Below are 23,727 nucleotides of genomic sequence, written 5' to 3'. Positions count from 1 at the left end.
TGGACGAACGCAGTGGAGCCACGACTGGTCATCACAGCGGCCGATCTGGACGACGAAGGAATGGCCACGGTGGTTCACGAACATGCCATGGTCCACACTGCACCAGGTAGCTGGTTGCAATCTGACCTTGAATGCGATCCGTGGGACGGGGGCAGCGCCGTCTTTACCCCTCGCATCAAGAAGGCCACAACACCTGATCAGTGGCTCGCCCTTCAGCAACACCGACAGGCTGGCATCGATGAAATCCGTTCCTCGATTGAGGGGTGGGCTGCCCTTGACCTCATAGGATCCTTGGGTGAGCCGGCCTATTGGCCGGTTGCCAGAAGGGATCCCTGGCCGGATGAGGGTGCGAGTCGATGGGAGATGAAGGCGCGCAATGGGGGTGGCGATTTCATGCGGGGCCGAGTGAGGAAGGTGGCCGAGATCGTGTGCGATCGCACCACTTACGAGGTGCAAAGCGGCCTGATGGGAACCACGCTCACAGATGAGGCCTACGAGCGACCGGAGGAGTCCCGAACCGCGACAGGACTCACCCCGCCGCGTTTTACCGACACCGCGCTCGCGTGGTGCGCCCTGTGGGGAATCTCGTCGTTTCCGGTGGTGCACATGGTCGGGAAGACATCAGTGACCGCGTGTGCACTTCCAGTCGGGAAGTACATGCCGGAAAGGCTGGTACTGCCAATGTTCGTCGGTGAGCATTCTCTGGCCCGTTGGCGTGCCGTGCTGGTCTCACACGAGCTTCATGAGTTTGCGCGCTTGGGCGCTGCTGGTGCCCCTGATTGTGCACGTTGGCTGAGGAACCACGGGGTGCTGGCGACCTCCGAACATCGTCTGGCGGTGAGCGACAACTCCAATGCCCCTGAACGCTGGCTCTGTGACTCATCCGCTCCCATCCCGCTACCGGAGGACGACGAGAGGGGGCTCCATGGCGGACTTGGCCATCGCTGACGCGATTCCGATCAGCTTGGTTCTCCACACGGTCTTCTGTCCGCGCAGAGCGTGGCTGGAGTCTGTTGGGGAGAGGACCGACACAATGCAGATGCAGGCCGGAGCGTCAGCGCACCATCGTGCTGACAACCCCAGGCAGAGCAGGTCGTCGGAGCATCGAGCGGTTGACATTCGCTCTGACCGTCTCGGTCTGTCCGGACGTTGTGATGTCGTTGAAGGCGTTGAGGGAGGCCCGCTCACCTTGGTCGAGTACAAGGCGACTCCTGTTCGGAAGCGGCCGGTGGTGACTGAAGCCAATAGGGTCCAGCTGGCTTTGCAGAGGTTGTGTCTCGAAGAGATGGGACAGAAGGTTGCAGGCATGGAGGTCTATTTCACGGGGCATCGTCGGCGAGTCGAAGTGGAGCTCACTGTGGACGACATCGCCCAAGCCGAACTGGCGGTGACCCGCACCCGAGAAGTCATCGCCAGCTCTTCGGCCCCCGAACCGTTGGTTGAGGACCGACGTTGCGACTGGTGTTCTCACGTTTCCGTCTGCCTTCCGGACGAACGTCGTGAACACGAGGTCCGACGCCGGGTGCTGGCTTCCTCGCCTGATGCGCAGATCGTCCATCTGTTGACTCCGGGCTCACGGGCGTCTGTGCGAGGCGGACGTCTCGAGGTGAAGAAGGCAGATGAAACGCTGATGACAGTGCCCATGGAGAGGGTTCTGGGGCTTGTCGTGCATGGGAATGCTGACGTTTCCTCGGCCCTGCTGCGTGAGCTCCACTGGAACAACCGGAGTGTTGTGTGGTGCTCGTGGTCAGGTCGTGTCATCGGCTGGTCCCATGGAGCCGACTCTCCGAATGGACTTCAGCGAGTTCAGCAGCACTTGGCAAGTGCGCAGGGACGACTCGACATCGCTCAGCAGATGGTGAGTGCGAAGATTGCGAACCAGGCCACACTCCTGCGTCGAAACGGCGACAACGCGGAGGGCGTTGCAACGATGCGCCGACTCCAGCGCATCGCACTGGAATCCGAGTCCCTCACGGATCTCTTGGGAATTGAGGGTGAGGCGGCGGGAATCTACTTCAGCGCCTTCGACACAATGCTCGGCGGTAGGACAGCTGCGTTCGCTGCTGCGAGTTGGAACGGGCGCAGGCGACGCCCTGCACCGGATCCTGTGAACTCGGCTCTCGACTACACGTACGCACTTCTGCTTGGTGAGTGTGTGCGAGGATTGGCGGCTTGCGGCCTCGACCCCCATGCAGGGTTCCTGCATTCGAGTTCGCGAAACAAGCCGTCCTTGGCGCTGGACCTCATGGAGGAATTCAGGTCGCCGGTGGCGGACTCCACGGTGGTTCGCTCCTTCAGGAACGGCGAACTCGCAGAGTCGGACTTCCTCAATGTCATGGGTGCCTTTCGGCTGACCGACCGAGGGCGGAAGCAGCTGATCGCAGGATTTGAGCGGCGCTTGGAGACCTCGTTCCGCCATCCTGTTTTCGGGTATGACACCACGTGGCGTCGGTGTATCGAGATCCAGGCTCGGATGATCCTCGGCGTGATCGATGGCACTCAGCCTTCGTACAAAGGGGTAGTGGTTCGCTGATGCGTGATGATGTCCGGCGAGTATTGATCGCATACGACGTCCCCTGCGACAGGCGTCGCAACCGAGTGGCGAAGAAACTCCTCAAGTACGGGGATCGGATCCAGTATTCGGTCTTCGTCGTTGACGCGGCGCCCGCTCGCGTTCTCCGCTTGCGGGGCGAACTCGAGAGCATTGTCGACCGATCCGAAGATTCCATCCTCATGTGCGACTTGGGACTTCTCTCTTCCGTGGACGAGACGCGCTTCACCTATGTTGGGTTGACGCGAACGATCACGCCCGATGGACCCTTGATCGCCTGAAGCGAGCGCTCCGGTCCTGCGCCCCTCTCCGGGCAGCGCTCGCCCCCAGTTTGTCCAGAGAAGACGGGGCTGACGGCCTCGTCTTCGTGTTGCCCGTTTCTACGCGGGGATCACCTGACCGGAGCTCTCGCAAGGCGATGGGGAAACGGTGGCAGGTTGCGGTATATTCGAGGGACGGTTGCAGCTCCTTCGGGGGCTGCGCTTCATTGAGGGGCGAACATTCACGCGCTCGCGGAGGATCAGGAATGTTGCAGCTCCTTCGGGGGCTGCGCTTCATTGAGGGCCATAGGGCGTCTGATGCCCTGTAGTAGACGGATGTTGCAGCTCCTTCGGGGGCTGCGCTTCATTGAGGGGCGCAGGTCGAGGAGGGCGGCGTGCTGAACCTGACGTTGCAGCTCCTTCGGGGGCTGCGCTTCATTGAGGGCCCAGCAGGAACTCCCTGCCCCGCGTCGCCGCGGAGTTGCAGCTCCTTCGGGGGCTGCGCTTCATTGAGGGTGGTTAAGCACCTCGCCGGACGCATCGACGGCCGCGTTGCAGCTCCTTCGGGGGCTGCGCTTCATTGAGGGCTCGACCAGGAGAAGGTGGACCGAATCTGTGGGCTTGTTGCAGCTCCTTCGGGGGCTGCGCTTCATTGAGGGAGCAAGATCGACGCCGCCTGGGGCGCCATGTTCGCGTTGTTGCAGCTCCTTCGGGGGCTGCGCTTCATTGAGGGGGATCGCTTCTTCATGGCAGTGAGGCCCGTCGCGCTGTTGCAGCTCCTTCGGGGGGCTGCGCTTCATTGAGGGGTGATCTTGTCGGGGCACAACGGGGCCTACCGCCTGGTTGCAGCTCCTTCGGGGGCTGCGCTTCATTGAGGGGCCGATGATGCAACCTACTGGCAGGCAGACGCGCGAGTTGCAGCTCCTTCGGGGGCTGCGCTTCATTGAGGGTGGTCCGACGGCAGGTCGACGACGACGGCGCCGGCAGTTGCAGCTCCTTCGGGGGCTGCGCTTCATTGAGGGGCGGTGCAGCGCGAGTGGTACCGGATGCTGTGGGAGGTTGCAGCTCCTTCGGGGGCTGCGCTTCATTGAGGGGAGGGCAGGCAGAAGCTCGCGCACCTGGGCGTGGCGAGTTGCAGCTCCTTCGGGGGCTGCGCTTCATTGAGGGGCGGACACCCAATCGGTGACGGCCACCGTGCCCGGTTGCAGCTCCTTCGGGGGCTGCGCTTCATTGAGGGCTGACGGTCTCCAACGAGGAACTGGAGCGCCGCCTCGGTTGCAGCTCCTTCGGGGGCTGCGCTTCATTGAGGGTTCGCCGGCCACGCCGGCCTCTTCATCGACGGTCACGAGTTGCAGCTCCTTCGGGGGCTGCGCTTCATTGAGGGCCGGTGTCCGTCGCCCAACCGACCATGCGACCGGGTTGCAGCTCCTTCGGGGGCTGCGCTTCATTGAGGGTGATTCACAGTACTCCCGATGCACTCATTCACGGTCATGTTGCAGCTCCTTCGGGGGCTGCGCTTCATTGAGGGGGCATCCTGGAGTCGGACACCGCGCCTTTGTGGGTCGTTGCAGCTCCTTCGGGGGCTGCGCTTCATTGAGGGGCGAATCAGTGTCCGCTCTGGGATCCCGCTGCTGGCAGTTGCAGCTCCTTCGGGGGCTGCGCTTCATTGAGGGACGCATTGATTGCGTTGACTTGGGCGGACTTCTCGATGCCATCGTCAGTTGGAAGCGGAGACAGGGAAGCATGTGTCAAATCGTGGATCCAGGCGCCGTTGCTGCTCAGTGTCTACGTCCTGAATTCGCGGAAATAGAGCGCCTGCGGACCGATCCGAGTATGAGTGAGTCACCTTGCTCCGAATGACTCGGATGGGAAGTGCGATTATCTGATTGCTTTCCGGCGGCGTGCGGTCGATCTCGTGTAAGGGGGCGTGAGCAGATGTTGGTCAACGGCGACATGCTGATCGAGCATTCAGCCCTCGGCTCGTCGCGTGCGAGCTTGGACGATCATGCATGAGCCTTTCTCGCCTTGGGATGCTTAACTTCACCCGAGTCGGTCGATCGTGACACCCCGATCGACAACGTGCGGTCAAACATCGATGTGCCCGCCTTGTGAAATGCACAGGTGTCACCAAGCGTCGAGTCGGAATTTCGAGATCGATCAAAGGGAAATCGTCGGCATTCTTCTCCGAACGGCGCCACACGCTATTGCGCCGCCGGGCAGTTCGCACACAATGCGCAGGATTTGGGCGCTCCCTACGGCCCGAAGAACACTTTGACCTGCGACCACGCGCTGATGGCGTCCTGGGTGACCATCACATTGTGTGCGGAATAGGGGAGCGGAATCGGGGGGTGGAATCAGGGGCGTGGGGGGTGCAGAGGGAGAGGTGACGCAGTGGTCTCAGCCTTCCTGTTTGCGGAGCTCCTTCACGAGGCCGACGGCCACAGCGATGACCACGAAGCTGAAGGGCAACGCCATGACAACCGTCGCCGCCTGCAGGACCGGAATGCCGCCCGCCAGCAGCATTGCCAGAGTCAGTACTCCAGTGACGGCTGCCCAGAATATCCTCAACCTGCGGGGAGGATCCTGGGATTCGACGGGCACGGCCATCGCGTCGAATCCGGACGAGTCGTCCGAAAGTGCGCCCACCCCATCGGCGTCGGCCCCGTCCGCGAGTGCGCCCACCCCTTCGGCGTCGGCCCCGTCCGCGAGTGCACCCACCCCCTCGGTGCCGATCCCGTCCCCCGCAAACTCAGCAGAGCGCTCAGAGCGCGCCAATCCCGTGTCCGTGGCCCCGCCCTGGTCCCCGCCCCAGACGGGGCCGGCCACCTGGCGGGTGGACAACTCCGCCATGACCAAGGCCCCGGAGTCTGCGCTGGTGACGTAGAACAGCAATCCCACGGCCACAGCCAACAGGATCAGCACCGGTGCGCCGGGGAAGTGCTGCAACAGCAGGTAGATGCCCTGTTCAGGCCTGGCCATGACCGTGTCGGCGAACTCCTTGCCGGCACCGCCCAATGCGCCGGCGGTGACGGCTGCCCCAGAAGCGTCGACGGCACCCGAGCTGTCGACAGCTCCCGAAGCGCCGGAACCCCCGGAAGCCCCCATGCCCCCGAGCGCCCCCGGGCCCAGGACCAGTTCCAGCGCCGAATTCCCGAACACCCCCACCCACATGACGACATAGGCGAAAGGAATCGACAGGGAGCCCAGGACGAACTGGCGAATTGTCCGCCCGCGAGAGATCCTCGCCAGGAACAGGCCGACGAAAGCCGCCCATGTGATCCACCACGCCCAGAAGAACAGGGTCCACGAGTTCAACCAATCGTCGGGCCGTGACCAGGCGTAGGTCTCCAACGACAGGGCCGGGAACAAGCGCGCGAAATCCCCCAGATTCTGGACGACAGCGTCAATGAGGAAAGTGGTGCGCCCGGTCACCAGGACCCACGCGGCCAAGGTGGCCGCCAAGTAGACATTCACCGCGGACAGGACCTTCACGCCTTTGGCCACACCGGAGACGGCCGACAGTGCTGCCATGGTCACTCCGACGACCAGCAGGCCGATCTGTGTGGCCACACCGCTGGGCAGGCCCAGGACCAGTTCCAGGCCCACATTCAACTGGACGATGCCGATGCCCAGCGAGGTGGCGATGCCGAAGACGCCTCCGACCAGCGCCGCAGCATCCACCGCGTGTCCCATGGGCCCGTCGACGTGTCGGCCCAGCAGGGGCCGCAGCGGCTCGCGAACGGACAAGGGGCGGCCACGCCTGTGGGCAAAGTAGGCCAACGCCATTCCCAGCAGCGCGTACAGACCCCAGCCGTGCAGCCCGTAGTGGAACAGGGTCAGTACCACGGCCTCACGGGCGGCGTCGATGCTTTGCGCGTGCGAGGGGTCGGGGGGCGCCATGTACTGGGCGATCGGCTCGGCCACCGCGTAGAACATGATGTCGGTGCTGATGCCTGCGGCGAAGAGCATGGCCGCCCACGCTCCGGTGGAGAATTCCGGACGCGAGGTGTCCGAGCCCAGGCGCACCCGCCCCCATCGGCTGAGCGCCAGGGTGAGCACCAGAAGCAGGACCGTGGTGGCCAGCAGGATGTAGAAGGATCCGAAGGTGCGTCCCGCCCAGGCGACCGCGATCCCGAAAGCGCCCGCGACCTGCATGGGAGCGATGATGGCGGCTGTGGCGACGGCGATGATGAGGGCCGCGGCGGTCAGGAAGACCGGCACATTGACCTGCAATCCGGCGCGCGGTCGTGTCCGCAGACGTTGACGGAGGCTCGCCCTGAAACCGCGAGTGGTGGTCGGCCGCTGGGAGGGCGCAGGGGCGTCACCGTGGCGCATGTGGGCGCGGGACGGCATCGGCACCTCCGAGGGCAGTGGCAGGGCCTCGCCGTCCCGATCGGGGACGAGGACGGACTCCTTGCGTTCAACTTTCGTCGCAACCGCTGCCGTGCGCAAGTCCGCGACAGGTCGGGGTGGCATCGAGGTGTCATGGGACTTGACCGGGGTGCAGCCGCTCAAAACAGGCAACCTTGTCGAGAAAGGTTCGCCACACTTGTCGCGGGGTCGCCGGAAGGGGCCTGCGAAACCGCAGGTCACGGGCGGTGATTTGAGCGTGCGAAAGTGTGTGAGTCACGTGAATTCCCGGACCACTTGATACTGTCTGGACAACCACAGGGTTCACAGACGTAACATCGTTCCCATGACTACCGAATACCCCGGAATTCATGCCGACGCGTGGTGGAGATTCCGGCACGTTCCCGGCGTCGACAGGGAGACCATTCGCCGCGCGGAGGACACACGCGCGCAGCTGCGCGCCACGCCCGAAGGCAGGATGATCGAAAAGGCCCTGCTGGTCACCATTGCCAGAGGCCGCAAGATCGACGCCGTCGAGCGTCTGAACAGGACCTTGGGCTGCGGAATGATCGAGGCGACCATGCGTTTGCGCGCCCTTGAGGTGCTGGCGCGCCTCGAGGGCGAATTGCCCGGCCTGGACAACTACGCTCCGGCCACTGGCGCCACCGTGCCGGCCCCCGACACCTCGTCCCCCGTCGGCCGCGTTGACGAGGGCGAGGCCGCAGCCAAGGCCCAACCTCGACGCATCCTGCCGCCACTGGAGCGGCGCGAGGCGGATCTGGTGCGACAGGGAGAGGTGCTCGAAGCAGTGCGCGCCTACCGTCGCCGCACCGGCGCAAAGATCGAGGACACAGGCCAGATCCTGTTGCGCCTCAAGGAACTCTGAGGCCGTCCCGCACTTGTGTGTCTGACGCCCGGAAGCCACCCATCGGCAAATCGTCAGACAAAAGCCCTGATCTGACGCTCACGCACTGAGATTCCCTCTGAAACTTCCAGCAATCGTCTGACAATCACCCATGCGAGTGAGTAATCTCACTCGCATGGGAGCCGTGGACGTCGCCAGAGAAGGCCTGTGCCGGATGATCGCCGAGGGAGACCTGCATGCGGGCGACGTCCTGCCCAGCGAAGCCGACCTGTGCACCCAACTCGGGGTGTCACGACCCTCGCTACGTGAAGCCATGCAGACCTTGGCCACAGTGGGTGTACTCGAAACCGGCAACGGGCGCCGCCCTCGTCTGACGGACCTGTCCGCCCCGCACGTCTTCAGCGGATTCGCCGCCGTGGTCCCCCTGCTTCCCCTGGACTCCTACCTGGAACTACTGGGGTTGCGTGAACTGCTCGAAGGCCACTTGGCCGCCCTGGCCGCCGCACGCATGGACTCCGACGGCGCCCGAGAACTTCTCGACATCGCCGAGGAACTCTCACGGACACCACCTTCACCGGCCGCCCAGGACATGGACTCGCATTTCCATGACGCGATCGGAGGCGGCGCCGACGACCCGATGAGCGCCACCTTGTCGGAGATCATCCGCTCGCGCGGCAAGGACTTCGACATTCATGGCGCCGGCCTGGACGAAGGCGTCAAGTCCTCCAGCGACCAGTCCCACCTGCGCATTGCCCGGGCCGTCATCGACCGGGATCCCACGTGCGCGCGTTCCCTGGCGATGGAGCACGTGCGCGCGACCCGCTACTGGCTGCAGGCCCTGCACCCGAGTCCTCACCTGTTCCGGCGGGCCACAGATGGGGATCGTGCAGCCGAGGGGCCCTCATGAGAGGGCGCAAAACCGAAAGCCGGCCCTGTCACGCCACAGCGGGCGCAACGAAGAATCCCGCGACCCCGACAATTCGTCGGCATCGCGGGATCCACTTGGCGGTGACGCTGGGATTCGAACCCAGGGTGGCTTTGACACCACACAGCATTTCGAGTGCTGCACCTTCGGCCGCTCGGACACGTCACCTCGGCGGCCAAGACTACCCGATGCCCGGCCCCCAGGGCCAATCAGTGGCCATGCGCCACCGACCACGGGACGCGCATGCGGCCCGACCAGTCGACAAGAACCCGCCCCGCCCTCATCACGACGCCGCCCACCACCCCGGACCCGGTTCGAAGGAGCACCCATGAGCGAACCCCAATCGTGGAGCCAACTCGATGCACGCCCCTGCCCCGAATGGTTCCTGCGCGACCGCTTCGGGATCTTCGTCCACTGGGGCGTCTACTCCGTGCCCGCCTAGCGCTCCCTGTCACCCGAACGCTTCGGCTCCTACGCCGAGTGGTACTACGCCTCCGTCTACGGGCGCTACCGCAACTGGGACGGCGAATTCCACCGGGCCCACTACGGGGACGCCACCTACCGGGACTTCGCCCCCGCATTGACCGCCGAACTCTTCGACCCGGCCCGATGGGCGAACCTCTTTGCGCGAGCCGGAGCGCGCTACGTGGTCCTGACCAGCAAGCACCACGACGGCTACTGCCTGTGGCCCACCGACAACCCCCACAAGGTCGGCTGGAACTCCGGTGACGTGGGCCCATGCCGCGACCTGGTCGGCGAACTGGCTGACGCGGTGCGCGCAGCCGGAATGCGCATGGGCCTGTACTACTCGATCATCGAGTGGGAGACCCACACCAGTCGGCGCATGAACGGCGAACACTTCATCCCCGAGGCCGACGCGCGCCGATTCGGCATCGACCCCGAGGCCTACCCCGACCAGATCCTGCACCCCCAGTGGCGCGAACTCAACGAACGCTACCGGCCCAGCCTGATCTTCACCGACGGCGGCGAGTGGGACTGCAGCGAGGAGTACACGCGCACCCGCGAATTGCTCACATGACTGTACACCGAGGCCCGCAACAGGGACGAGGTGGTGGTCAACGACCGCATCCACGTCGGCATGCCCGGAGTTCACGGCGACTACTACTCCACCGAATACCAGGACGTCGACGGCTTCGGCAGCGCCCACCCGTGGGAGGAGTCGCGAGCCATCGGCGGCTCATACGGCTACAACCGCGCCGAGAACATCGAGGACTACGCCACCGCCGGCCAACTGACCGCCCTCATCGCCCAGACCGTGGCCAAAGGCGGGCACTTCCTTCTGGACGTCGGCCCCACCGCCGACGGACGCATCCCCGTCATCCAGCAGGAAAGGCTGCTCCAGATCGGGGCGTGGATGGACGTGGCCGGCCCCGGCATCCACGCAAGCGCAGTGGCCGCAGGCTGGAGCGTGCCCGAAGGGGTCCACCCGACCCTCACTCGCCCGAGCCCGGCAGATTCCCGCCTGACGGGCTCGACCCTGTACCTCTTCGTCGAAGCCCAGGCGGGGGCAGGGGAGCGCGGACTGCGTCTGCAGGCACCCGCCGGCGTGGGGGTCACCGGCGCCGTCGACCTGACCTCGGGCGAGCCCCTGCGGATCCGGACGGAGCGGGGCGCGGCCGCTGCCGGCGCCGCCAACACCGGGGACGAGGGCGGGGCAATTCTCTTCCTCCAAACTCCCGCCCCTCGCGCCGACGGCTGCCCTGCCGTCGTGCGAGTCGACCTGACCTGCGCCCAGACCTCATGAGCAGGTGAACACCCGACGAGGGCGCGATCGCACCTGCCCCGCCCTCGTCACCCCGTCTTCGTCACCCCGCCGGAGCCCGACCCCGGCCTTCCCTCAGAGACCCCCTCACCGCCCCTGTCCGACACCACATCCGCACACGACACCCCTGCAGTGAAGGAATCCCCATGAGCACCACCGAAACAGTCATCGAATCCGAACAGGAAGCCCCCGCGCGTCAAAGACGACCCGTGCGCTTCTGGCACGCGCTGGCCCCGATCCTCCTGCTGGTCGCCCTGATCCTGTGGGGCATGGTCATCGGCCCCCTGGTCTTCAAACTGCCGTCCTGGCCGCTGGAATTCACCTTCTCCCTGGCGGCCCTGTGCACCTGGCTGTTGCTGTTCAGCCTCGGCCACACCTTCGACGAGATCACCGTCAAGATGGGAGAGCGCACCCGCACCGCCCTGGCCGCCATCTGGATGCTCATGGCCATCGGCATCCTCATCGGATCCTGGACCGCCTCGGGCACCATCCCGATGCTCGTCTACTGGGGCATGCTGGTGGTCAACCCCGCATGGATCTACCTGGTCGCCTTCCTCATCACATCGGTGTTCTCGCTGGCCACAGGCACCTCGTGGGGCTCTGCAGGAACCATCGGCGTCGTCCTCGTCGCCGTGGGCACCGCCACGGGCGCACACTTGGGTCTGCTGGCGGCCGCCATCATCGGCGGCGCCTACTTCGGCGACAAGATCTCGCCCCTGTCCGACACGACCAACATGGCGGCAATGGGCGCCGGTGTGCCCGTCTACGACCACGTCCGGTCGATGGTCAACACGACGGGCCCCTCGTACATCGTGGCCGCCGTCCTGTACGGCATCGCCGGATTCATGGTCCCCGCCACCGGGCACGCGGACGTCGACGCCCTGACGCGCCCCACGGCCGACTCACTGTCCGGAGCCTTCTCCTTCGGCGTGTGACCGCTGCTGCCGATCCTCGTGGTCATCATCGGTGCCGCCTGGCGCAAACCCCCGCTGCCGACCCTCTTCCTGTCGATCCTCACCGCCGCCCTGGTGGCCCTGTTCGCGCAGGGCCAGTCCTTCGCCAACGTCGTGGACACGCTGGTCAACGGCTTCAAGCCGGAGATGCTGGGCCAAGGTGTGACGCTGAACGAGCAGGCCACGGCGATCGTCTCACGCGGCGGGTTGTACTCGATGGCCTCGGCGGTGCTCATCACCCTGTGCGTCTTCATGTTCATCGGCGCGCTGGACGTCATCGACGCCATGGGCACCGTGGTGGGCAAGGCCTTCCACGCGATCCGCTCGCGGCCCGGCACGATCCTGGCCTCGCTGATCTCCGCGGCCTTCGTCAACGGATTCAGCTCGAACCAGTACGCGACGTCGTTCATCGTCGGCGCGGCCTTCGGCCCGAAGTACGACGAGGCGCGCATTCCCCGCAAGGTCCTGTCGCGTTCCATCGAGGACTACGGAACCTTCATCGAGCCGATGCTTCCGTGGACGACCACCGGCATCTTCATGGTCTCCACACTGGGTGTCGCCTACGCCGACTACCTTCCCTTCATGTTCTTGCAGATCACGAACTTCATCGTGGCGCCCGTCCTGGCGCTCACGGGGATCGGCTGCTTCTACAAGGAGGTCGACCGGCGCCAAGTGGAAGCCGGGGCGGGCTCCACGGTGCAGGTTGACGGGCAGGCCGACTGACCGGGCGGTGGCGGGCTGACTCCTGCCAAGCACACCGGGCCCCACACCCCGGCTTCGACACGTCCTGGCCACCGGTCCCGCCTACGCTGGGCCGGTGGCCAGAAGACGAGTCAGTGACCAGGAGGGCGCCGCAGCCCTGGACCAGTGGAGACGCCTGGGGCGCGAGACCCCGCGCGCTCCGCTCTTCACGGCCGTGCGGTGGACTCTTGAAGAAATCGGCGCCCTGCATCCAGGACGTGCGGTCGAAGTGCGTGTGCCGCCTGCGGGCGCCGTCCAGATCCTCACCGGTACCAGCCACCGCCGCGGAACACCGCCCGCCGTGGTCGAGACCGACCCTCACACATGGCTGCAACTGGCCACCGGCGTGCTCACCTGGGACGAGGCCGTCACCGCCAACGCGGTGGCCGCCTCGGGCGAGCGGACCGACCTGTCGGCCCACCTTCCGCTCCTGTGACGGTGAGGGACGAGGGGCACGCACCCGGCAGGGGCGGGCCGGACCGGGTTCAGCCCGCGGTGATGCGCTCCGGGCCGTACCACTTGCGTGCCCGGCGCAGCGCATAGTGTTGCGCCACGGCCACCACACCCGCGGACACGGCGGCGAAAGCCACCAAGGCGATGAGGTCGGTGTCGTCATCGTCGCCGGGCACGTCGGTGCCCGTGATGCCACGCCAGGCGACCTCGACGATCTTCCCGGCGACCAGGGCCGACAACGCGACTGCGCCGGTGCTGGCGATCTTCCACCCGATGTCCACGATCGTTCTCCTTCGCTCATGTCGGCCGGGCCACCCAGGGCCACGGCGTCCATCATGCACCACCAGCGCCTTTGGGCGCAGGATCGTCGCAGACTCTGCACGGTGGCCGCCCCGCCCTCGTCCTGGGAGGATCCCGCTCAGGCGGGCACGCCGTGGCCGGCCCACCTCCAAGGGGCCCACGGAATCTAGACTGGCCCCAGTCCATCGAAGGGAAACACATGCGCACCTCCGGCACCATTCGCGTGCGAGCGATCGCGCTCCTTGCCACTGGAGCCGCACTCCTGGGCGGGTGCACACCCGCAGCCGGCCAGGGCGCCTCCCCCTTCGACGACCCCTTCGCCGCCCAGTCGGCCCGCGTCGACACCGGCGAATCCGGACAATCAGGCGCCGCCGAGGCCGCCCTGTCCCTGCCCAGGGGCTCGGGCCAGGTGCGCGTCGCACACCCACTCGGCCATCCCCTGCCCGCCTCATTCGTCTCCGCATTCGAGGACGCCTCCGGGTACACGCTCGTGCCGGTCGCCGTGGCCTCCGCCGCCGACGCGCGAGGGCGCGCCGACGTCATGGTCGGCATGGATGACGCTGACACCCTGGCTGCCGCAGCCGACGGCGCACTGCCCGGAACCGCCCCCCAGGACGTGACACCTGTGAAGGACACGGAGCTGGCGGGAGCCCCCGCCGCACTGGCCTACGGGCGCGATGACGTGTGCGCAGTGGCCGACCTGTCGTGGTTCTCCGCCAATGGTGCGGCCATGCCGACAAACCTGGACGAGTTGGCACAATCCGACCGCGCAGGACTGCTGGCCGTGCCCGACCCGGAACACTTTGCCGAAGGGCGAGCCTTCGCCCAGTACCTGGCCAAGGTCAAGGGGGAGGAGGCGGCCGCCTTCGTCGCGGACCTGGGCGCCAAGGGAGTCAGGATCGTCCAGGGAGACGCCGACCGCGCCCTGGACGCCTGGACGGGTGGCGCCTACGTGCGCACACGCGACACCCACTGGGCGTTGGCCGCAGGGGACGGGGGCGAGGGCGCCCAGTCCGCCCAGTCGGGTTCCCGCACTCACCCGGTCGTCGAGGACCCCTCGATCCCCGCTGAAGGCTCCAGGCCGATCATCGTCGGCACCCAGTCGCTGCTCGTGCGTGCCGGTGACGCCTCGGGAGCCCAGACCACGGCAGCCGTCATCGGCGGCACCTGCCTGGCGCGCACCCTGCGAGCCTCCCTGCTCGAGGGGGCCTCCAACACCGCAGGTGCCACGTCCTTCCTCACGGCCCTCACGCAGGACGCCGGTCAGGCCCTCATCGGCCGCACTGGCTGGGCGGCCCCACTGGCCCAGGTCGATGCGGAGAGTCCCGCAGGATGGTTCCTGGCGCCCACCGCCGACGCGGCGGGTCTGGAGGCCGGCGAGAACGATCCGAAGACCGTGGCGGGCCTCATCGAGGCCTGGAAGGCTCTCCCGCGTTCCTGACCGCCCCCGGTGGTGCGGGGCGCGACAGGTCCGCCCTCCTCCCGCAGGCCTCAGCCTCAGTCGCGCAACAGGTCGGGGCTGACCCGGCACTCCTCGCCCAGGCGCATCGGGGCGATTGCGCCCGCCTCGCGCATCCGGGTCAGGCTCTCCAACACGCGCTGGTGCACCGCCCACGGGTCCAAGGTGTTCAGGTAGATGCGGGTCCCGCCCTCGAAGCCGGCGATCGTCGAGATCCGCCACTTGAGCAGGATCCGCCAGCGCATCGGCACCTCCATGTCAGGCGGACGGTGGTACCACTCCTCATTGCAGGGCACCCCGGAGCCTGTCGCCGCATGCATGGCGTGCAGCAGGTCCGAGGTGGCGCGCATGACCTCCTCGTCGACCTCCCACGGGTTGCGCGGGGCGTGCAGGGGCCACACCGCCAACGTCGGGTAACGGTGCCCGAAGCCCGCCATTGCCACCGCGTGGTCGTTCTGGGCGACCAGCAGTTTCCGGGTGGCCGCCACCTTGAGGATCTCGGCGTAGATGTCCGGGTCCTTGCGCAGACGATCCAACTCGGCCTGGGTCTGCACCGAATGGTCGTCAATGGCCACAAGCTGCTTGTGCAGGTGGTCGAAGGAGGCCCCGGCGGCCTTCAGCCAGTTCTGGAAGGTCGCCACGTAGCGCACCGCAGGGTCCAACCCGTACAGGTCGGCCATGGAACGCGCCGTGAAAGCCGTGTACTGGTGGTGCTCCTCGGGGCTCAAGGTGCCCGAGGAAGCCAGCTGTGAGGAGTCCTGGGCGCCGTCGACGAAGTGGCGCCTGCCGATGATCAGGTCGTGCCCGCCGGAGAAGAACCCGTTGGCCTGGCGCAGCAGGTCCGAGTCCGACAGTGCGGCGAAGTCCGCCTGGTCCATCCCGGAGGCGCGCAGGCGCGCCCGCACCACCCCCAACACGTGGTCATAACCCTGCGAGGACGCCAAGTACTGGGCCATGCGGCGGTGCTCGGCCTCGGAGGGCACGTGCCCGTGGTTGAGGAGCCAGTAGTTGTAGGAGACGATCTCGAACAGGTTCGGGATGCGGCGGAATTCGGCCACCGTGTCGTCCAAGTGCTCGGCGGGCAGTCCGGTGAGTTCGCGCCACGAGCCGTCGGCATCGCGCACCAGACGGGCCTTCTCGGGCGGGGTCTCCAGGTAGCGGGACTCGCAGAAGGCGCAGTGGTGACCGTCGCGGGTGTGATCGATGGGGGTCGGCTGCTCGCCGGCGGGTTGCAGGGGGCGGTGTCCGCGCCCGGGCACGGTCCACACCTCGGTTCCGGTCAGCAGATTCCTCTGTTTGACGGTTCCATCCGCCAATCTGTGGATGGCGGAGTCGGCCGAGGGGCGCTGCTTGGACATGCCCCAAGTCTAGCGAGGGCAAAGTCTCCGGCTGGGATCTCTGAAGGTGGTGGTGCTGAAGGAATAAGCTCGTCACATGAGCCGCAGTCGCCTCTTCACCCCAGTGTCCGTTGGCCCTTCGACAAGTCCCACGCGCGTGTGGATGCCTCCCATGTGCACCTATCAAGCATCTTCCGGCGTTGACCAGGGCGCGGCACCTGCCTCGTCCACGGAGGCGGATGCGGCCCCGTCCACCGATGGGGCCGCCCCCAGCTGGATCGGCGCCCGCCGCTCGGGGGAGGGCCACCTGGGCCGCCCCACCGACTTCCACGTCATCCACTACGGCTCACACGCCATGGGCGGCGTCGGCGCAGTGGTCGTCGAGGCCACCGGGGTGGTGCCCGAAGGACGAATCTCGGTGAATTGCCTGAGCCTGCACGACGACTCGCAGATCCCCGCCTTTGCCCGCGTGGCCGACGCCATCCACGCGGGCGGCGCCCTGGCCCTGGTCCAGCTGGTCCACGCCGGACGCAAGGGCTCCACAGTCATGGAGTACGACCTGGGGGAGCGTCCCGCACGACCCGAGGAGGGTGCTTGGCAGGTGCCGGCACCCTCCGCCCTCCCCTTCGCACCCGGATGGAACGTCCCGCGCGCCCTGGACGAGGCCGAGGTCGCCGCACTCCCGCAGGCCTTCGCCGCCGCCGCGCGCCGCGCCGTCGAAGCCGGATTCGACGGCGTCCAGATCCACGGGGCCCACGGGTACCTCATGCACCAGTTCCTCTCGCCCGCCTCCAACCGGCGCGAGGACCGGTGGGGCGGCGACTTCGAGGGCCGCACGCGTCTGCTGCGCGAGGTCGTGCGCGCAGTGCGCGCCGCCGTGCCCGACGGGGTGCTGGCCGTGCGTCTGAGCGCCACCGACTGGATGCAGGAGTATCCGAGTGACGGCCGCCCGGGATGGACCCTTGAGGAGACCTGCGCCCTCGGCGTGCTGCTGGTGGGGGACGGGGCGGACGTCCTGAACGTCTCCACCGGCGGCAATGTGGCCGACGCGAAGGTGCCCGCGGGGCCCGGCTACCAGGTCTTCGCCGCGCGGGCCGTGCGTGCCGCCCTGCACGAGGCGGCCGCAGGGCCGGGCGGGACGGCGCCCGTGCCGGTCAGTGCCGCCGGACTCATCACCTCACCGGAGCAGGCCGAACAGATCATCCTTGACGGCAGCGCGGACATCGTCGAGGTCGGGCGGCCCCTGCTCAGCGACCCGATGCTCATGCTCGCGTGGCGCTCGCGGATGCGTGCGGGTGCGGCGCTGGGCGAGCCTGCGGGGCTGCCGCGCCCCTACGCGCGCTCCAGCGCGCGCCACTGAGCGGGCGAGCCGAGGAGAAGGCGCCGGGCCGGACCAGCCGGCTCGGCGCACTCGTCGCGGCGGGTGTCTGCGGGAAACGGGAGGTCAGACCTGCGGCAGCCAGCCGCGGGCGCTTCGACCCAACTCGGAGAGAAGGGACAGTGCCTCCTGGGCGCGGTCCTTCTGGACGAAGAGGTGGTTGGTCCTGTTCGAGGCGATGAAGTTGGCGGTGATCGACCGTGAGGACAGGACCTGCGCGATGGACGCGGTCACGCCGACCGCCGCCAGCGCCGAGGTCAGGCCAAGGGAAACCTTCGCGTAGACCTCGTCGGTGGGCAGGCCCTTCTCACGCGCCTGGTCCACGTCCAGGACCACGGTCCACTCGTCCCGGTCGGGGATGACGGCGAAGGGTCTCAACCCTTCCGGCACCTCGTCGACCAAGGCAAAGGCGTAGAAGCCCTCCAGCGTGGGATCCAAAGTGGCAAGGGCTTGGTCGAGTTCGGACATCGTCGGCATGCCGATGACCATAGCCGCCACTGCGCCCTCGGCGCACATTCGTCCGCCTCACGAAAGAGGCGCGCCTGACATGAGCCGCCACGCGAGGAAGGTGAACAAGACCAGTGCCAGCACCAACCACGCCAAGGCCTTGGCGGCGGCCCGCCACGGTCGTTCGGGCTCCAGGACGACCGCAAGCCGCAACGAGTACCCGAGCGCCCCCGCCAAAGTGCCGACCAGGGGCACTGCCGCCACCGGGGTGGCCAGAGGATCCTTCAGGGCCAAAGCCATCGACAATCCGATGAACAGCCCGACCGTCGTCCCGCGTCCGGCGTGGTCGAGCAGGTCCGCCAAGGGGCCGAGGACGAACGCCAGAGGAGGCCGGGCCTCGACCGAAGGGCGCCGCAGGAGCCAAGCCACTTGGCCGGTTCTCATGCGCAGGCGCGCCAGGATGTCCAGGTCCGTCGAGGTGGGTGCGGCGGCGCCGCTCAACTGGCCCGGGTGCGCCGCCATGGCGGCGGCGACTTCCTGGCGGACGTGCTCCTCGATCCCTGCGGGCACCTCGTGTCCGGTCAGGCGGGCCAGGGCGCCGGTGGCCTGCATCCATTCCTGGCGTGCGACTTCGGGCGGGTGGGCGCTGACCTGTCGGTGCAGTCCAGCGATGCGTTCACGCAGGCGGTATTCGCGGTCGGCCGCGGAAAAGGGCACATTGAACGTGGACATCACGTGGCGTCGAAGCCGCTGGGTGAAGGCCTCGGGGCGGTGTCCGAGTTGGGTGAGGTGCTGGGCGCTGCGGGCGCGCAGCTGGGCCATGTACCACGGGTGGCCGGTGGAGATCAGAGCCAGATGGGCCAGTTGGAACACCGTGTGCACGACGATGACCAGTGCCGCGAAGGCGAGGGCAACGGCAAGGAGAGTCACCGGGGAAGTCTCCCACGCCCCCACCCACCCCGCGAGATTCGTCCGTCGATCGGTGAGATTCGTCCGTCATTTCGTGAGATTCGTCCTTCCGGGCGTCCAGGACGAATCTCGGCAAAATGGGAGGAGGGGAAGGAGCCGGGGAGAGAGGGGAAGGAGGGGTCACAGGCGATTCATCGTGTCGGGGTGGGAGCCGCAGCGACCCGCCTCGCCCTCGTCCAAGGATCCGACGAGGGCGACCTCGTCCTCGGACAGGACGAAGGAGAAGACGTCAAGGTTCTGCACCTGACGTCCACGGTGCACCGACTTGGGGAAGACCACGTCACCGCGCTGGATCGCCCACCTCAACGCCACCTGCGAGGCACTGACCCCGTGCGCCCGACCGATCCGCCCCAATGTCGGGTCCGTGACCGCCCGGCCCCTGGCCAGAGGCGACCACGCCTCGGTGAGGATCCCGTGGGCGGCGTCGAAGTCGTGGACCGCGCCATTGGCCATGAAGGGGTGCGCCTCGACCTGGTTGACCATGGGCGGCACATCGCAGCCGGCCAGGATCTGCTCCAGGTGGCTCGGCTGGAAATTCGACACGCCGATCGCCCGCGCGCGCCCATCGGCATGGAACTCCTCCAACACCCGCCAACACGCCAAGAAGTCCCCGCCGTACAAGGTGGGCAGCGGCCAGTGGATGAGGAACAGGTCGACGTGATCCGTGCGCAAGTCCTCCAGGGAACGCTCGAAGGACCGGCGCGCCACATCGGCCTCGTGATTGGCGTTGTCGAGCTTCGTCGTGAGGAAGACCTGCTCGCGAGGGACGGGAGAGGCCTCGATGGCCAGGCCCACCTCGGCCTCGTTGCGGTACATCTGCGCCGTGTCGACGTGCCGGTAGCCGAGCTCCAGGGCCGTGGTGACCGCGTCGAAGGCCTCCTCGGGAGCCACCTTGTACGTGCCGAAACCCAGCTGCGGGATGGTCGCTCCGGTGGCCAGCGGAAGGAAGGGAATCAGGTCGGCGCTCATGCGCCAACCCTATGGCGGCTCCCGCCCCACCGGGAGGAGTCAGGAGCAGCAGCGTGCACGACAAGGGCGGAGCGCCCACGCGCCGCCCGCACTCACACGCTGGCGCGGTACAGACGCGCGTACGCCCCGTCCAGGGCCAGCAGGTCCTCGTGGCGGCCCGTCTCCACCACATCGCCCTCTTCCATGACCAGGATGAGGTCCGCGTCACGGATGGTGGACAGGCGGTGGGCGATGACGAAGGCCGTGCGCCCGTGACGCAGGCGGTCCATTGCCCGCTGGACCAGGACCTCGGTGCGGGTGTCCACCGACGAGGTCGCCTCGTCCAGGATCAGCAGGTCCGGCTCGGAGATGAAGGCCCTGGCGATCGTCACCAGCTGACGCTCGCCGGCCGACAGGGCGTCGGACTCGTCGCCGACCATCGTCTCGTAGCCCTCCGGCAGCTGACGCACCAGGCGGTCCACGGCGGTGGCCTTCGCGGCCTCGACCACCTGCTCGTGGGTGGCGCCGTCGCGGCCGAAGGCGATGTTCTGCTCGATGGTGCCGTCGAAGAGCCACGTGTCCTGCAGGACCATGCCCATGTGGCCGCGCAACTCGTCGCGCGACATGTCGCGGATGTCGACCCCGTCGATGGTGATGCTGCCCGACTCCAACTCGTAGAAACGCATGAGCAGGTTGACAAGGGTCGTCTTGCCGGCGCCCGTCGGCCCGATGATCGCCACCATCTGACCTGGCTCGACCGTCAGGGACAGGTCCTTGATGACGGGTTCCCCCGGCACGTAGGAGAAGTGCACGTGGTCGAAGACGATGCGGCCGCGCACGGGCTGGGCGACGGTGGCCGTGCCGGTGTCCTCGTCCATCTCGGGGGCGTCGAGGAACTCGAAGATGCGTTCGGCGCTGGCTGCACCCGACTGCAACATGTTCGCCATCGACGCCAGCGAGCCCAGCGGCTGGGTGAACTGGCGCGAGTACTGGATGAAAGCCTGCACGTCACCCAGGCTCATCGCGCCCTGGGCGACCATGAGGCCTCCACCGACCGCCACGATGACGTAGGAGGCGCTGGAGACCATGTTCATGATGGGCATCACCAGGTTGGAGACGAACTGGGCCCTGAAGGAGGACTCGTAGAGCTCCGTGTTGGAACGGTTGAAGTCGTCGGTGAAGCGCTTCTCCAACCCGTACAGGGCGGCCACGGTGTGCCCGGACATGGCTTCCTCCACCACGCCCGACACGTCGCCGGTCGACTTCCACTGGGCCTTGAACTGCGGCTGCGCACGCGACATGAGTACGCCGACGACCACCATGCCCACAGGTAGGACGACCATCGCCAAGCCGGTCAGGCCGAGCGACATCGACGCCATCATCCCGAGGATGCCGAGGACCGTGAGGATCGACTGGAAGAACTGCGACAGGGTCTGGTTGAGGACCTGGGTGACGTTGTCGACGTCATTGGACACACGCGACATGAGGTCGCCGCGAGAGGAGCGGTCCAAGTACGACAAGGGCAGGGACTCGATCTTCCTGTGCACCTTGTCGCGCAGACGCCACCCGGTGTTCTGCACCGCCGTGCGCAGCACCATGCCGGTGATCCAGCTGAGCAGCGCCGACCCGAGGTACAGGGCGATGACGATGAGGACGATCCTCCCCAGGGCGGCGAAGTCGATGCCGGCACCGGGGGTGACGTTCATGGCTGCGAGCATCGTGGCCATCTCGTCCTGGCCGGCCGCCTTCATGGCTTCCACGGCCGCCTGCTTGGACGGGAACTGCTCGATGACGCGACCGATGACGCCCTCGAAGATGAGGTCGGTGCCCTTGCCCAGGACCTTGGGGGCCAGGACGGACAGGACCACCGCCGCAGCGGTGAAGACCAGGCCAAGACCCACCCGCCACTTCTCGGGGCCCAGCTCGCCGACGAGGCGGCGCAGGGTCGGCACGAAGTTCGCCGAACGCTGGGTGGGGTCGATTCCGGCTCCACGGCCGTGGGGTCCGCCGCTCATGCTGCGTCCTCCTGCTTCTTCTGGGAGGCGACGATCTCTCGGTAGGTGTTGCAGGTGCCGAGCAGCAGTGCGTGCGAGCCGCGTCCCACGATCCGCCCGTCCTCCAGGACGATGATCGTCGTGGCGTCCTTGATGGAGGCGACCCTCTGGGCGACGACGAGGACGGCCGCCCGTCCCGTGTATTCGTGCAGCGAGCGGCGCAGGGCCGCGTCGGTGGCCGCGTCCAGGGCCGAAAAGGAGTCGTCGAAGATGTACAGGTCCGCGTCACGGTACAGGGCGCGCGCGATGGACAGGCGCTGACGCTGGCCGCCGGAGAAGTTCTTGCCGCCCGGTTCCACGGGTGAATCGATGCCCAGGTCGAGACGGTCGACGAATTCGCTGGCCCGGGCCCCGCGCAGCGCCCACGCCACGCGCTCGCGTTGGACCGCGTCGGGGTGTTCGACCCCGGACACGTTCGAGGCGATCGTCCCGGAGAACAGGTGCGTCTTCTGGGGGACCATGGCGATCCGCGAGCGCAGAAGGTCCAGGTCGATGGCGTCCACCGGAACCCCGTTGGCCAGCACCTGCCCGCCTGTGGGGTCCATGAGGCGCGGCAGCAGATTCACCAGCGTGGTCTTGCCGGACCCGGTCGAGCCGATGACGGCCGTGGTGGTGCCGGGGGTCAGGGTCAGGTCGATGCCGGAGAGCACCGGGTCCTCGGCCCCCGGGTACTGCAGGGACATGTCCTCGAAGGAGAAGGTCCACCGCCCTCGTCCGTTCTTGTCCGGGGCGCTCGGGCCCGAGGTGGCGTCCTGGGGGACCACCGGCGAGGCCGGGGTGCGGACGGAGGGTTCGTGGTCGATGACCTCACCCACGCGGGTGGCCGCAATGGCCGCGCGCGGCACCATGATGAAGATCATCGACGACATCATCACCGCCATGAAGATCATGCCGACGTAGTTGATGAAGGCGAAGAGGGAGCCGACTTCCATGTCGCCGGTGTCGATGAGGTGCCCGCCGTACCAGATGACCGCGATGTTGGAGGCGGAGATCACCAGTCCCACCAGGGGGAACATGAGGGCAAAGAGGGCGCCGATGGTCATTGCGACCTTCTTCAGGGCGTCGTTGGCGTCGGTGTAGCGCTGGGCCATGAAGGGTTGACGCACGAATGCGCGCACGACGCGCACGCCCGTGAGTTCCTCACGCAGGACCGTGTTCATCTGGTCGATGCGTGTCTGCTGCAGGGCGAACTGCGGGCCCAGGAATCGCATGAGGATTCCGATGAGTAGGGCCAGAACGGGAATCATCACGAGGAACAGCAGGGAGAGTTTCGCGTCCTGGCGTACGGCCATGAAAAGTCCGCCAATGCCCATGATGGGTGCCTGGACCATGATGGCAAAAGCCATGAGGACCACCATCTGGACCTGTTGGACGTCATTGGTCGAACGTGTCACCAATGAGGCTGCGCCGAAGTGGCGCATGTCCTGTGCGGAGAATTCCTGGGCGTGGGTGAAGATCCTGTGTCGCAGCCATGCGCCCATGCCCATCGAGATGCGCGAACCCAGGAACACGGCGATGGCGGTGGCCACGGCCTGACCCAGGGTGAGCAGCAGCATCCACACTCCGAGCCGCCAGATGGTCTCGGTGTCGGCCTTGGCGACGCCCTCGTCGATGATGCGGGCGTTGAGACCGGGCAGCTCGAGGGCGGCCACAGTGGCTGCCACCTGCAGGGCGAGGACCATGAGGACCTCGACCCAGCGGGTGCTCATGTACTGGCGTGTGAATCTCCAGAGCACGTGTTCTCCGTTCGGGGAAAAGGGCAGGACTGTGCGGTTGCTGGGGCGGGCAAACGCTGGACCACACCAACACTACGCCGCCGGGGTGAGTCAATGTCACTCAGAGTGAGTGTTCATACAAGAGCGGGATTTTGTAGGGGGCATGCCTGTCCAGCACATATGCTGTGCAACGTACACGGCCGGATGCGCCGCGTGCCCCCTCACACAAAAGCAGCCGC

The 23,727-nt window shown here is 66.9% G+C and carries 16 protein-coding genes, 1 tRNA gene, 2 pseudogenes and 1 CRISPR repeat array; of the genes and pseudogenes, 10 read left to right on the top strand and 9 right to left on the bottom strand.

Annotated elements, in window-relative coordinates; translation table 11 throughout:
- Positions 1 to 12 precede the first annotated feature (12 nt).
- Genes I6B53_RS09835 through cas2 form a run of 3 tightly spaced genes read left to right on the top strand, consistent with a single transcriptional unit; the run spans position 13 to position 2,832 of the window.
- Entirely contained in the window at positions 13 to 948 is a 936-nt protein-coding gene (locus tag I6B53_RS09835; RefSeq protein ID WP_216764046.1) for a hypothetical protein, read from the top strand.
- Positions 854 to 2,533, top strand: coding sequence for a CRISPR-associated endonuclease Cas1 (cas1, locus tag I6B53_RS09830; RefSeq protein WP_367880382.1), 1,680 nt, complete (start codon positions 854 to 856; stop codon positions 2,531 to 2,533). The genes I6B53_RS09835 and cas1 overlap by 95 nt, the downstream gene beginning before the upstream one ends.
- The gene (cas2, locus tag I6B53_RS09825; RefSeq protein ID WP_216764044.1) at positions 2,533 to 2,832 is read left to right on the top strand and encodes a CRISPR-associated endonuclease Cas2; all 300 of its coding nucleotides are present in this window, start codon (positions 2,533 to 2,535) and stop codon (positions 2,830 to 2,832) included. Before cas1 ends, cas2 begins: the two co-directional genes overlap by 1 nt.
- A gap of 177 nt (positions 2,833 to 3,009) precedes the next feature.
- Positions 3,010 to 4,484: a CRISPR direct-repeat array (repeat unit 36 nt; unit sequence GTTGCAGCTCCTTCGGGGGCTGCGCTTCATTGAGGG).
- Between the two features lie 724 nt (positions 4,485 to 5,208).
- On the opposite strand, the gene I6B53_RS11140 is transcribed toward cas2, so the two are convergent.
- Positions 5,209 to 7,287 (bottom strand): BCCT family transporter, encoded by a 2,079-nt coding sequence (locus I6B53_RS11140; RefSeq protein WP_253953864.1) that lies wholly within the window; start codon positions 7,285 to 7,287, stop codon positions 5,209 to 5,211.
- 220 nt (positions 7,288 to 7,507) lie between these two features.
- Here I6B53_RS11140 and I6B53_RS09810 point away from each other — a divergent pair, with 220 nt between their 5' ends.
- Entirely contained in the window at positions 7,508 to 8,047 is a 540-nt protein-coding gene (locus I6B53_RS09810; RefSeq protein ID WP_216764043.1) for a hypothetical protein, read from the top strand.
- A 136-nt stretch (positions 8,048 to 8,183) separates the two neighbouring features.
- Positions 8,184 to 8,933 carry a FadR/GntR family transcriptional regulator gene (locus I6B53_RS09805; protein ID WP_216764042.1) on the top strand — a complete coding sequence of 250 codons (750 nt, stop codon included), beginning with the start codon at positions 8,184 to 8,186 and terminating at the stop codon, positions 8,931 to 8,933.
- A 96-nt stretch (positions 8,934 to 9,029) separates the two neighbouring features.
- On the opposite strand, the gene I6B53_RS09800 is transcribed toward I6B53_RS09805, so the two are convergent.
- Positions 9,030 to 9,119 (bottom strand) — tRNA-Ser (locus I6B53_RS09800).
- A gap of 160 nt (positions 9,120 to 9,279) precedes the next feature.
- On the opposite strand from I6B53_RS09800, the pseudogene I6B53_RS11135 reads away from it, so the two are divergent.
- From I6B53_RS11135 to I6B53_RS09770, 3 genes and pseudogenes are all read left to right on the top strand, one after another.
- Positions 9,280 to 10,716 (top strand): annotated as a pseudogene (locus tag I6B53_RS11135) (alpha-L-fucosidase).
- Between the two features lie 164 nt (positions 10,717 to 10,880).
- Positions 10,881 to 12,410, top strand: a pseudogene (locus tag I6B53_RS11315) (Na+/H+ antiporter NhaC family protein).
- Positions 12,411 to 12,504: 94 nt separating this feature from the next.
- Positions 12,505 to 12,864, top strand: a complete 360-nt coding sequence (locus tag I6B53_RS09770; protein ID WP_216764037.1) for a sterol carrier family protein — start codon at positions 12,505 to 12,507, stop codon at positions 12,862 to 12,864.
- 49 nt (positions 12,865 to 12,913) lie between these two features.
- Here I6B53_RS09770 and I6B53_RS09765 read toward each other — a convergent pair whose 3' ends face one another.
- Positions 12,914 to 13,162, bottom strand: a complete 249-nt coding sequence (locus tag I6B53_RS09765; RefSeq protein ID WP_253953863.1) for a DUF4235 domain-containing protein — start codon at positions 13,160 to 13,162, stop codon at positions 12,914 to 12,916.
- 218 nt (positions 13,163 to 13,380) lie between these two features.
- Between I6B53_RS09765 and I6B53_RS09760 the strand changes: the two genes are divergently transcribed.
- Entirely contained in the window at positions 13,381 to 14,622 is a 1,242-nt protein-coding gene (locus I6B53_RS09760; protein WP_216764036.1) for a hypothetical protein, read from the top strand.
- 56 nt (positions 14,623 to 14,678) lie between these two features.
- Here I6B53_RS09760 and I6B53_RS09755 read toward each other — a convergent pair whose 3' ends face one another.
- Positions 14,679 to 15,998, bottom strand: a complete 1,320-nt coding sequence (locus I6B53_RS09755; protein ID WP_216764035.1) for a DUF4921 family protein — start codon at positions 15,996 to 15,998, stop codon at positions 14,679 to 14,681.
- A gap of 151 nt (positions 15,999 to 16,149) precedes the next feature.
- On the opposite strand from I6B53_RS09755, the gene I6B53_RS09750 reads away from it, so the two are divergent.
- A complete protein-coding gene (locus tag I6B53_RS09750; protein WP_216764034.1) occupies positions 16,150 to 17,337 on the top strand; it encodes an NADH:flavin oxidoreductase/NADH oxidase in 1,188 nt (395 codons plus the stop codon).
- Between the two features lie 84 nt (positions 17,338 to 17,421).
- Here the strand turns inward: I6B53_RS09750 and I6B53_RS09745 are convergent, their stop codons facing one another.
- The 5 genes from I6B53_RS09745 to I6B53_RS09725 form a co-directional block, all read right to left on the bottom strand.
- Entirely contained in the window at positions 17,422 to 17,871 is a 450-nt protein-coding gene (locus tag I6B53_RS09745; RefSeq protein ID WP_253953862.1) for an ACT domain-containing protein, read from the bottom strand.
- A gap of 9 nt (positions 17,872 to 17,880) precedes the next feature.
- Positions 17,881 to 18,732, bottom strand: a complete 852-nt coding sequence (locus I6B53_RS09740) for a hypothetical protein (RefSeq protein ID WP_216764033.1) — start codon at positions 18,730 to 18,732, stop codon at positions 17,881 to 17,883.
- Between the two features lie 159 nt (positions 18,733 to 18,891).
- On the bottom strand, positions 18,892 to 19,740 hold the full coding sequence (locus I6B53_RS09735) for an aldo/keto reductase (protein ID WP_216764032.1): 849 nt from the start codon (positions 19,738 to 19,740) through the stop codon (positions 18,892 to 18,894).
- 92 nt (positions 19,741 to 19,832) lie between these two features.
- Positions 19,833 to 21,734 carry an ABC transporter ATP-binding protein gene (locus I6B53_RS09730; protein WP_216764031.1) on the bottom strand — a complete coding sequence of 634 codons (1,902 nt, stop codon included), beginning with the start codon at positions 21,732 to 21,734 and terminating at the stop codon, positions 19,833 to 19,835.
- Positions 21,731 to 23,482 carry an ABC transporter ATP-binding protein gene (locus I6B53_RS09725; RefSeq protein ID WP_216764030.1) on the bottom strand — a complete coding sequence of 584 codons (1,752 nt, stop codon included), beginning with the start codon at positions 23,480 to 23,482 and terminating at the stop codon, positions 21,731 to 21,733. The genes I6B53_RS09730 and I6B53_RS09725 overlap by 4 nt, the downstream gene beginning before the upstream one ends.
- Positions 23,483 to 23,727: the final 245 nt, after the last annotated feature.

Source organism: Schaalia sp. 19OD2882, assembly GCF_018986735.1.
GTDB lineage: Bacteria > Actinomycetota > Actinomycetes > Actinomycetales > Actinomycetaceae > Pauljensenia.
The sequence above is the reverse complement of the archived record's forward strand: the minus strand, read 5'-3'. Positions and strand labels throughout refer to the sequence as shown.